General features: G+C 63.3%; 7 protein-coding genes. All 7 read left to right on the top strand.

Annotation, left to right across the window (positions count from 1 at the left end):
- Window positions 1-214 precede the first annotated feature (214 nt).
- Window positions 215-670, top strand: coding sequence for a hypothetical protein (locus K8I61_03110; GenBank protein ID MBZ0270998.1), 456 nt, complete (start codon window positions 215-217; stop codon window positions 668-670).
- Entirely contained in the window at window positions 667-1,116 is a 450-nt protein-coding gene (locus K8I61_03105; GenBank protein MBZ0270997.1) for a hypothetical protein, read from the top strand. Before K8I61_03110 ends, K8I61_03105 begins: the two co-directional genes overlap by 4 nt.
- Window positions 1,113-2,948 carry a glutamate mutase L gene (locus K8I61_03100; protein ID MBZ0270996.1) on the top strand — a complete coding sequence of 612 codons (1,836 nt, stop codon included), beginning with the start codon at window positions 1,113-1,115 and terminating at the stop codon, window positions 2,946-2,948. The genes K8I61_03105 and K8I61_03100 overlap by 4 nt, the downstream gene beginning before the upstream one ends.
- A 1-nt stretch (window position 2,949) precedes the next feature.
- Complete coding sequence (locus K8I61_03095) at window positions 2,950-4,080, top strand: hypothetical protein (protein MBZ0270995.1); 1,131 nt, start codon at window positions 2,950-2,952, stop codon at window positions 4,078-4,080.
- Between the two features lie 277 nt (window positions 4,081-4,357).
- Window positions 4,358-5,536, top strand: a complete 1,179-nt coding sequence (locus K8I61_03090) for a hypothetical protein (protein MBZ0270994.1) — start codon at window positions 4,358-4,360, stop codon at window positions 5,534-5,536.
- Between the two features lie 71 nt (window positions 5,537-5,607).
- On the top strand, window positions 5,608-8,922 hold the full coding sequence (locus K8I61_03085) for a hypothetical protein (GenBank protein MBZ0270993.1): 3,315 nt from the start codon (window positions 5,608-5,610) through the stop codon (window positions 8,920-8,922).
- A 54-nt stretch (window positions 8,923-8,976) separates the two neighbouring features.
- A complete protein-coding gene (locus K8I61_03080) occupies window positions 8,977-11,694 on the top strand; it encodes a hypothetical protein (GenBank protein ID MBZ0270992.1) in 2,718 nt (905 codons plus the stop codon).
- Window positions 11,695-11,888: the final 194 nt, after the last annotated feature.

Below are 11,888 nucleotides of genomic sequence, written 5' to 3'. Positions count from 1 at the left end.
AAAGGACGCGCGACCCGCGCACTCCGGCCCCACTCGGAGCGTGGCCTGCGTTTGCGGCTCCGACATCTTCGCGCCCTCCGCGTCCCCGCGTCTTTGAGTGAGGCTTGCGATTCCACTCGATCCTCGATCCTCAATCCTCATTTGCGCTCCTCCCTCCCTTGACGCATCGCGTTGCATCCCCTAAAAATCTGCCCCGCGTCTTCGCGGCGATTTCGTGACAAACAAAGAGCATCCCGGCACCGCGCCGGCCGGCGATCCGGCCCCGTTTTCGTGGGTCAGTTGGCCGGTCGTCGAGCGAAAGGCGACGATTCTCGTCGTCGCGCCCGTGTGCGCGGCGGCGCTCGCGGCGGTCGTCGCCTTCACCGGCGACATCGCGTGGGCGGCCATCGGGGCGGTGCTCTTGGCGATCGGGCTTCGGGAATATTTCCTGCCGATGCGCTACGAGATCGACGCGGCCGGCGTGCGCGCGCGGGGAATCCTCTGGACGCAGTCGCGGCCGTGGAACCGCGTGCGTCGCGTCGTCAAGACGCAAGGCGGCGTGCTGCTGAGCCCGTTCGCGGAGCCGTCGCGAATCGAGCGGCATCGCGGGCTGTTCCTGCGCTGCGGCGACAGGCGCGATGAGGTTGCCGGGCGGATCGAGGAACTTCGGCGCGCGGCGGGTGAGCGATGAGCGTTTTTGACAAGTTGAGGCATGCGTTCGCGATCGACCCGAAGGCCGACGCGACGTTTTCGGATGAAGAGCGCGCCCTTTGCCGCCGCGTGGCGGACAAGGTCGTCGCTCGCGGCATGGGCGTTCCCGCGCTTCTCTTTTTGGAGTCGGCGCGGCCGCTCAATTTTCTCGGTTCGCAGGCGCTTGCGTTCTTCGAACCGATCGTCAAGGGATTTTTCGATTTCGAAAGCTACACGCGCTTTCGCGTGATCCTCGAGCGGCGCGGCAGCGTCGAGTTGCTTCTGGAAGCGCTCGAGGCGGCGGAAGCGGCGCAAGCCGGGCGGATCGCGAGTGCGAAAGCGGGCCGGAAATCGACAACCCCGGCGAATATGGAAGAGACGGCTCCCGGGAGCGCCGAACCCCCGTTCGGCCCGGAAAAAAAGGACGAGAACGCAGAGGGTCAATGAGCGCGATCGATCCCGAAAAGGTCAACGTCATCCTCGCCACGGACTGCGGGTCCACGACGACGAAGGCGATCCTCATCCAGAAGGTGAACGGCGAATACCGCCAGACGCACCGCGGCGAGGCGCCGACGACCGTCGAGGCGCCGTTCGAGGACGTCACGATGGGCGTCCTCAACGCCGTGACGGAGGTCGGCGAGCTCGCCGGGCGCCGGCTCGTGGACGACGAGGGCCGCATCATCCGCCCCGCGCGCGACGGCGAGGGCTGCGACCTTTATATATCCACGTCGTCCGCGGGCGGCGGATTGCAGATGATGGTCGCGGGCGTCGTGCGCAAGATGACGGCCGAATCCGCGGAGCGCGCGGCGCTCGGCGCCGGCTCGATCGTCATGGACGTCATCTGTTCCAACGACAACCGCCTACCGCACGAGCAGATCGAGCGTATCCGCCAGCTTCGGCCGGACATGATGCTCGTCTCCGGCGGCATCGACGGCGGCACGAAAAGCCACGTCGTGGAACTGGCGCAAATCATCGCGGCGGCAAATCCCCGCCCGCGCCTCGGGTCGGCCTACAAGCTGCCGGTCATCTACGCCGGCAACAAGGACGCGCGCGAATACATCGCCGAGGAACTCGAAGCCAAGACCGACCTTTTCATCGTCGATAACCTCCGCCCGGTGCTCGAACAGGAAAATCTCGCCCCCGCGCGCGAGAAGATCCACGAGCTGTTCATGGAGCACGTCATGGCGCAGGCGCCGGGCTACGGCAAGCTGATGGAGTGGACCGACGCGCCGATCATGCCGACGCCCGCCGCCGTGGGGAACATCCTGAAGACGATCGCCGAGGATCAGGGCATCAACGCCGTGTGCGTCGATATCGGCGGCGCCACGACGGACGTGTTCTCGGTGTTCGACGGACAGTTCAACCGCACGGTGTCCGCGAACCTCGGCATGAGCTATTCCATTTCCAACGTCGTTGCCGAGGCGGGCCTCGCGAACGTGATGCGCTGGGTGCCCTTCGACATCGACGAGATCGGCCTGCGCGATTCCGTCAAGAACAAGATGATCCGCCCGACGACGATCCCGCAAACGCTCGAGGCGCTCATCTTCGAGCAGGCCGTCGCCCGCGAGGCGCTGCGCCTGGCGTTCGTGCAGCACAAATCGTTCGCCACCACGCTCAAGGGCGTGCAGCAGCAGCGCACGATCGGCGACACCTTCGATCAGTCCTCCTCCGGTGAGACGCTCGTCAACATGATGAAGCTGAATCTGCTCGTTGCCTCCGGCGGCGTGCTCTCCCACGCCCCGCTCATGAGCCAGACGGCGATGATGCTGATCGACGCGTTCCAGCCCGAGGGATTCACGCGCCTCGCGAAGGATTCGATCTTCATGATGCCGCACCTGGGCGTCACCGCGCAGGTGCATCCGACCGCCGCGACGGAGGTGTTTGTCAAGGACTGCCTCGTTTATCTGGGCGAATGCGTCGCGCCGGTCGGCGCGGTGAAGCCGGGCAAGGAGCTGGCCGCGTACAGCATCGAATTCCCGGCAGGCAAAACGGAATCCGGCTCGCTTGCCGCGGGCGAAATGAAGTTTTTCCCGCTCGCGGACGCGACCACCGCGAAGGTCACGATGAAGCCCGTGCGCGGCGTCGATTGCGGCGCCGGCAAGGGGCAGGAAATCACGCGCGAGGTCCACGGCGGCACGGTCGGGCTGATCCTCGACGGCCGCGGACGCCCGATCGAGCTGCCGGGCGCGGCGGCGGATCGCGTCGCGAAGCTGTCCGCCTGGATCCGCGAGCTTGACGTTTACCCCGACCGCGAATTCGTTCGCGAAAGGACGGGGTAAGATGTCGCACGCCTACACCCCCGGCCTCAAGGTCGCCACCGGCGTCACGCTGCGCAAGCGGCGCATTCTCCCGCTCACCGGCGAAGTGGCCGTGACCGTCGGGCAGGACGTCCTTCCGGACGACATCGTCGCGCGCACGAGCCTTCCCGGCGAGGCGACCCTCGTCAACGTCGCGGGGACGCTCGGCCTGTCTCCGGAAGAAGTCCCTTCGGCGATGGTGAAGAAGATCGACGAGGCCTGCGAAAAGGGCGAAGCCATCGCGCGTTCGACGAGCTTTTTCGGCATGTTCAAATCCGAGGCCAAGGCCACGATCGACGGCACCATCGAGGACGTGAACAAGGTGACCGGCCAGGTGCTACTGCGCGGTGCGCCGATCCCCGTCGAGGTCCGCGCCTACGTGCGCGGCCGCGTCGTCGAGATCATCGAGGGCGAGGGGTGCGTCGTGGAGACGCACGGCGCTCTCGTTCAGGGCATCTTCGGCGTCGGCGGCGAGACGCACGGCCCGATCGTCATGGCTTGCACCGATCCGGGCGAGCGCCTGGACGAGGCGCACATCAAGCCCGAACACGAAGGCAAGATCGTCGTCGGCGGCAGCCTCGTCACCGCGGCGGCGCTCAAAAAGGCGATCGCGCACAAGGTGCGCGGCGTCGTGGCCGGCGGCTTCCACGATCAGGATTTGCGGGCGTTTCTCGGGCGCGACCTGGGCGTGGCGATCACCGGGCATGAAAAGCTCGGGGTCACGCTCGTGACGACCGAGGGCTTTGGCGAGATCCGCATGGCCGAGCGCACGTTCGATCTGCTGCGCGCGCACGAGGGACAGGAAGCGAGCATCAACGGCGCGACGCAGATCCGCGCGGGCGTGATCCGGCCGGAGGTCATCATTCCGACCGACCCCGCGGCGGCGACGGGCGAGGCGGCTGCCGCGGTCGTGGCCAAGGGGCTTGAGGCGGGCATGCCGGTGCGCGTCATTCGCGTGCCGTATTTCGGGCGCCTGGGCAAGGTGGTCGATCTGCCCTCGGCGCCGGCGGTGCTGGATTCCGGCAGCCGCGCGCGCGTTCTGGGCGTGCTGCTGGACGGGGAGACGGCGCCGGTGACGGTGCCGCGCGCCAATGTGGAAATCATCGAGGATTGAAGCGGTGTAATTTAGTGCATTGAAAATAAATAGTTATCCACATTTTCGATGTTGAAAATGGGATTATTCGGGTGGCGCGCGAGCCGGCGAGGCGGCAGGCCAGGCGAGGCTTTCGCGCCCGGGGCGCGCGTGGCGCTCAAACGGGCGAACGGGATCGGCGAAACGGCGTAAAAACGGCGGCGTTGCTTGACAGGGCTGGGCAAATCCCTTAATAGGGCCGGATAATTTTCCCGGCGATTGTCAAGGACGCGCAGGATACGCCAACGAAAGGATGCGTATGATGAAGCTCCGGGTCTTGTTGGTGACCTGCCTTCTTCTTTTCGTGCTCGGCGCGGCCTACGCGTTTGCGGCCGATGACGACGAAGAGGAAGGCGAGGAGGATTTTTGGGGGGAGGCGACGATCGACCATCGCCTGAACCGCCCCTTCGAATACCCGAGCGCGTACGTCGCGCAGCCGATCGTCTATTCGCGGCGTGTTTACGAGGTAACCACGTCTTTTCAGTATAAATTCGCGAAGCACTATTGGGATGAGGACGGCGATCTTGTCGAGGGTGGATTCCGGTCGAAAAAGCAGACCTTCAACCTCGGATTCGCCGGCGGCTTCACGGACCGCTGGTCGGCCGGGGTGAATTTCCCCTTCGTCTACAAAGAGACGCTGCTGACCGATCCGGACGGTCCCAACTACCGCACGGGCCGCGACAACACCTACGGCACCACGGTCGAGGAGGCTTTCATCGACTTCGTCGACCACCATGAGCTCTGGAAGCTTTGGGAGGCCGATTTGCCGCAGCTTGGCGATGTCGAGGTCTGGTCGGCGTATTCGCTGTTCCGCGCGGAGGACCCGACGACCGACATCGCGCTCGAGTTCATCTACAAGGCGCCGACCGGCAACGACAACCCGCGCCGCGGCTCCGAGGTCCGAACCTACCTGACGACCGGCACGCCGGATTTCTACGCCGGCCTCGCGGTCAAGCAGCAGTTTTTCGATTACGTGTCGGTCGAGGCGCACGGCGGTTATAACTGGCGCCTGCCCGCGGCCACCAAATATTCGCCTGGCGAGATGGACCTGGCCGATCAGGTCAAGGGCGATTTCGAACTGGCGTTGCAGTGGCACGACGCCAAGTTTTTCCTGAGCAAGCTCGTCCTGGCCACGGAGGCGCACTACATGCAGCGCCTCTGGAATTCGCGCTTTCAGGACAATCAGGGCAACTCGAACATCGTCGAGGATACCCCCGGGTACATGGCCAGCCTGGAGCCGAAGGTCCATTGGCAGGATTTCGGCGGCTTGCTCGACCATTTCACCGGCGATCTCTTCTTCGGCGCCGATATCCCGATGGCGGGCCAGAGAAGCTTCCTGGTGACATCCCGGAGCTTCTTCCTGCCGCCGCTTGATCTGGAAACCTACGAAGCCGTCGGAATCACTTACACCCTCGGCCTGATCAAGAGGTGGCAGTGATGAAGACACATCGAAAGGCGGTTTTGACGGTTTTGGCGGAAGGGCACACGACGACGATGCCGAGAGGGACCATGACCCGAGCGATCCGAAATACGGCGGCCGCGCTGGCCTTGATCCTCGCGGTGATGACGCTCGCCCCGGCGGCGGCCAACGCCTCCTTCATCCTCTTTGAGGAAGGCGCGAACCACCCCGAACTCGACTGGAAATACGTCGAAACCGAGCACTTCGTCATCTACTACTACCCCGAGGTCGAAATGTTCGCCCGCTACCTGTACAAGGTGGCGGAGGACATCTACGAGCACGACGCCCGCACGTACAATTACGAGCTCTACGACAAGCTCAACGTCGTCCTGATCGACACCGAGGACTACTCCAACGGCTGGGCGGCCCACAATTTCAACTGGATCACCCTCTGGGCGAGCACCCTCTATTATCCCCTCCGCGGCCGCGCGGAGTGGATCGACGACGTGTTCGCGCACGAGCTGGCCCACATCATTTCGCTGAAATCCGCCTCGAAGTTCCGCGAGAATTTCTTCGGCGTCCTGATCGGCGGCTCGCGCACGAGCCGAAAATACAACTTCGACGCCGGCGCCGGCATCATCTACGGCACGGAAACGCTCCCCACCTGGATGATCGAGGGCGTCGCGCAGTACGACGCCGAGCTCTACGGAGGCGATCTCTACGACAGCCACCGCGAGATGATCATGCGCATGATGGTCCTGGAGGACCACATGCTCACCATCGACGAGATGGACATCAACTACGACAGCAAGGCCAGTTTCCAGCGTGAAATGGTCTACAACTCCGGCTTCTCGCTGAACACCTACATCGGCGAGGTCTGGGGCCTCGACGCGCCCGCCAAGATGTGGCACGAGGCCGGCGCCGGGTTCCACCCGTTTTACGGCTCCATGGTCGAAAAAGAGCTCGGCATGACGCGCGAGCAGCTCTACGACCGCTGGAAGACTTACCTGACCGAAAAGTACAACCGCCAGGTCGCGAGCTTGGTCGATAAGGAAGTCAAGGGCTTCCAGATGAAGATCAAGGACTACGACGACAAGCCGTGGGACGAACTCACGGACGTCGAAAAATGGCACTTCCCCGGCCAGGCGAACTTCCACACGCAGTACAGCCCGGACGGCGAATACGTCGCGGCGCAGTCGTCTTACGGAAACTACAGCTTCCGGTCGAAGATCTACATCAAGAAGACCAACCCCGATCCGACGAAGATCAACGACACCAAGCCCATCGAGGTCGATAGCCTCTACGGATCGTTCTCCTGGTCGCCTGACTCCAAGATGCTGATCTACGCCAAGCTGGGGACCGACAAATGGCGCGGCTACCAGTACACGGACCTCCATATTTACGAGGTCGAAGGCAAGAAGAAAAAGCAGGTCACGCACCAGCTTCGCGCCTCCGAGCCGACGTTCAGCCCGAACGGCGACAAGATCGCGTTCATCATCAACAAAGGCGGCTCGCAGAAGCTCGCGGTGATGGAATATCCCCGCAGCTCCGGCCACCACATGCTGCTTGATTTCGACGATCTGACGCAGCTCGGAACGCCGCAATGGTCGCCCGACGGCTCGACGCTCTGTTTCTTCATGTTCCGCGAACGCCGCCAGGATCTCTGGCTACTCGATGCCGACGGTTCGAACCTGCGTCCGCTGACATTCGACCACTACGACAACCGCGATCCCTACTGGTCGCCCGATGGCAAGAGCGTCGTCTTTTCGTCCGATCGCACGGGCATCTTCAACCTCTACAGCATCGACATCGAAACGCGCGAGCTGACGCAGCTCACCAACGTGCTCGGCGGCGCCTTCATGCCGTACGTCAAGTCCGACGGAAGCGCGGTCACCTACGCGTACTTCACGAGCTGGGGTTACCGCTCCTACGAGATTCCCCGCGAGCTGTTCATGAACAAGAAGGTCGAGGACTTCCGCTTCGAAGCGACGCCGGAAGACGTGCAGTACATCCTCGCCATGAACGACCCGCCGCCGCAGATCGTCGGGCGCGACTACGACGTCTTCAACGGCTTCGGCCAGATCCTTCCGATCATGAAGGACCACCGGGGCACGTGGGTGTGGATCCCGATCGTCAACTACGACGACGCCCGCCTGCAGGTCGGCGCCCAGGTCCTCATGGCCGACGCGGTCGACACGAACCTCATCTTCCTCGTGGTCTACGTCGGCGAGGAGCAGCGCTACAGCGTCTTCTACGAAAACTACATGCTGCCGGTGACGACCTTCCTGTCGTTGCACCGCATCTTCCCGTCCATAGCCACCGACTTCGAGTTCTTCAACTTCGACGTCAAGGCGAATTTCGACGCGAGCTTCTACTTCATCGGCACGCGCTGGGGCGGATACGACAGCATGATCTCCGCGTACTACAGCTATCAGGACATCCGCGTGGAGCAGCCTTCCACCCGCGTCCGCCAGATCACGAGCCGCGCGTTGAACCTCGGCTGGAGCAGCTACACGACCGAAGGCCATTCCATCAATCCGACGGGCGGCAGGGCGATCGACCTGACCTTCACCTACGCCTCGCCCAAAATCGCCGAGCCGTTTACCGGCGCGAAGATGGGCACCGACCTGGCCGATTTCTACAGCAGTCCCGATACGATCACGCTCGAGGAAGCGCGCCACTATCCGGATTCCAATTACCTGCTCAACGACTACGGCTACGTGCAGGGCTCGCTGATTTTCCGCAAGTACCTGCGCATGCCGTTCTGGCACGATTGGAAGCTCGAAAAACTCAACGATGTCATCCCGGCCGGCGGGTTCGACTGGGAAGATCTCGAGCTTCACGGCTGGCATCGCAAGGAACACACCCTCGCGCTCAAGGGCCAGTTCGGGTACACGCATTCAACCGTTCCCGAAGGCTACGGCTACGGAAACTCGTTCGGCCGCGTCAACTTCTACGATCGCTTTCACGGCGGCGGCATGTTCGTCACGGGCCTTGGCGCCTTCTCGGACAACGGCGCGTTCCTTGGCTACGAGAACTACTCGCTCGAGGGCGAAACGATGGCCGTCGTCGGATTCGACTACCGCTTCCCGCTCATCCGGGAAATCGACGCGGGCTGGTGGGCCTTCTACTTCGACAAGCTCTACTTCTCGTTCTTCGCCAACACCGGTAACTACTGGTCGCACGTGAATGAACGCGAGGACATGTTCGACCTCGACAAGGTGCTCGACAAGACGGGCGATGGTCAGTTCAACGTCAACGACGATCTGATCTCCGACGCCGGCATCGAGGTGCGCATGGCGATGTTCCTGCTCTCCAACAACTGGGACAGCTTCATCAAGATCGCCCACGGCTTCCAGGACCGCGAGCGCGAGGAGCGGCCCTTCCGCTTCTATCTCGGCCTGGGCACCGGATTCGACGAATGACGGGCAAGCGACAACCGGCGGGCGGCAAAACGTTCGCGGGGAGGACGGACCAGGATGGCCTTTGACAAATTCAGATGGATCGTCGTAGCGGCGCTGATCATCGCCACCGCGGGACTCGGTTGCCGCCTCGAAGGCGAGGACGAAGACGACGTGGAGCTTCCCTCCGCCGGCTACAATACCTTCAGGCTGATGGTCGACGACGTGGGCCCGGTCCCGGAAATCGACGCCACCGGCCTGCGGACCGGGCGTCGCGGATTCACGTTTGACCGCGATCTCGACGGCGTCGGCGATACCTTCTATCAGCTCCTTCGCCCCTCCGGCGGCATCATCGCGATCGCCTTCGGCGAGGACGGGTTCGCCACCGGCGGAAAGGCCTTTGCCATGGCGAAGTTTGTTGCCGGACAGACGCACTACGAGATCCCCATCGAGACGCTCACCCGCTGGGTGCGTTTCGGCTCGGCCATCGGCTATCGCGAGGGGCGTTACATCGACGAGCCGAACACGCTCGTTTACATGGACCGCGTCAACGGCGTCGAGGCCGAGGCCAAACTGACCGGAAATCGCCGGACGGTGGAGCACCAACTTGTCACCATGGGCACCGTCGCCCCCGGTCAGGGCAAGAGCGCGCCCGTCGTCGAGGAGCCCGCGTGGGCGGCGCTTCCCGCCGGCGAGAGCCACGAGCCCTTCGCCATCGATCCGCGCTGCACCGACTACACCAAGTTTTGCGAGGCTCTGGCCGACACGGGCTCCCATGCCGAGGGCTTCGCGGACACCGGAATGCCGTGGTCCGTCACCGCTTGCGCGCAGAACATGTACAACCACCAGGACGGCGGCGCGGGATCGCGCTACAACTCCTGCCTGACGACCGAATGCGCCGGCGAGAACACCGCGGACGGCATTGAAAGCTGCGTGCTCGACTGCCGGCGCCAGACCGTCATCGCCGAGGATGCCTACGGTTGCGGCAACCAGTACGCGCCGGCGTTTGACGACGTGATTTACCTCGTCGAGCGTGGCGGCCAGCGGTTCCAGTTCGATTCCGGCGTTTCCGTCACCGGCAACGACCGCCTCTCGTTCTTCTTCGACTACAAGGACGCCGAGTGCGCGTTCAACGCCTTCGATGAAAACGATCCCGACACCTTCCACATCGGCCGCGTCACCGTCACCTTCACCGAAGGCGCGACCGGCACGTTCACCTTCACGCCCAAGCCGAACTTCACCCTTGGCTGCAACAGCTTCGAGGACGGCAAGATGCTCGGCTTCACCTTCGACGAGCTGATCGACGGCGACTACGAGTTCACCGTGCAGCTCACGAATATCGCCATCGAGCGCGGGCGGCTTGGCGCTATGGATTTCGGCTCGATGACGCAGGGCGAATGGGAAGACGCGGTCGACGATTTCGTGGACCGCTCGGCATGCGTCAAGCGTGGGGTGCCCTACACCGGCACGTTCTCCGTGGACGGCCATGAGGGCGGGCAGCAAGGCCGTACGAATGTGTCCTCACTTGAAATGGACTTCTTCGAGGTTTACGAGGACGCCATCAACCCGTTCAACATCGGCAAGGGCTTCATCGATCCCAAGACCGTCGAACGCGAGAGCTACTTCTTCGAGTTCGAGGACTTCGGGCTCGCCATTCTCCAGGGCTACATCTGGGGAACGATCGGGATCGAGACGTTCGGCGAATGGAGCATCGACGAGTTGAACTCGAACATCTTCACCACGACGGAAAACACCCGAAAGACGAAGTTCGACGATACCGACGACGTGCAGGCGTTCGCGTTTTATATGGACCAGCCGCTCTCATCGGGCCTGTTCACGCTCTGGGGCGACGCGGGCTGGAACATCTACAGCAAGGGTCCGGCGAACTCGAACGACAGTCAGCCTTTCGTCCGGGAAAATTTCGACGACGTGGAAATTTACATGCCGTTCTCGCCCCTGTCCGCGGACAACGAATTTAACGGTTGCGAGTTCGACCCAAGCTGGTGGGCCGACTATCTCACCGATCCGCTGCCGCTTGGCCTGAATCAGGATACGATCGAGGGCTTCACCCGCGACGAGTTCGCGCAGAATCTCCAACGCTACAGCGGAACAACCTGGGCCCAGTGCCGGATCGCCTGTTTGCGCGCCCGCCAGTCCGCCCGCAACGGGTGCTTCGAGTGGGACGACTGCTTCGAGACGTGCCCGGCCGAGCCGGATGCCGCGCGCCAGGTGTGCGATCTTCCGGGGAATCCGCCGCTTTCGCTGAACGTGAGTGTCACCGTGCCCGAGGAGTTCCTCTCGAACCCCGACTTCGCGGCGGTGCTCTCGCCGGATCCGGAAGCCGTCGCCAATGGCGAGGCCGAACCGCTTCGCGTCGGCCTGATTGGCATCGGCAGCGACAACCAGTTCCACTCCGTGCCGGGCGGCTGGGTACCGTTCCAACTGGGCAAAACGGAATACGAGGTGCCGCTGCCGTACTTCCCGTACACGCCGCCGCGCTTCCTTATCATCTCGGCCATGATGGGAAGCAACCAGGCGCAGATGTACGTCGGCCTCCTGGATAAGGACGACAACCCCTTCGGTACCGCGAGCTACCCGCCCGACGGCGCACACACGGAAGATTGGTCGCATCTGGTGCTTTGGGCCAACAACTGGGTGCAGCCGGTTCTCGAAGGATGGTCGCTTTCGGTCGTGGAGGGCAATTCCATCACCGACTTCGTCGATCCGTTCGAGACCACCGTCGGCGTCACCTTCGGCGAGCTCACGCCGCTTCAGATGGACGACCTGACGCCGTAAAGTTCACCGCGAGATTTTTCGGCGGGGCGCCCGGCCATCGGGCGCCCTGTTTGTTGTGCGTCCAGCATGGGCGCTGTCTTGTAGGTGTAAGTCCGACCGAGAGGAGGCCATCCCGATCGAAGCGAAGCGCAACTGCGGAAGGGCGACCGACCGTGGGGAGGAAGCGTGGAGCGAACCCGCGGGCCGACGTACAG

It is taken from the genome of bacterium (assembly GCA_019912885.1).
Taxonomy (GTDB): Bacteria; Lernaellota; Lernaellaia; order JACKCT01; family JACKCT01; genus JAIOHV01.
This window is presented reverse-complemented; position numbering and strand designations above follow the sequence as displayed.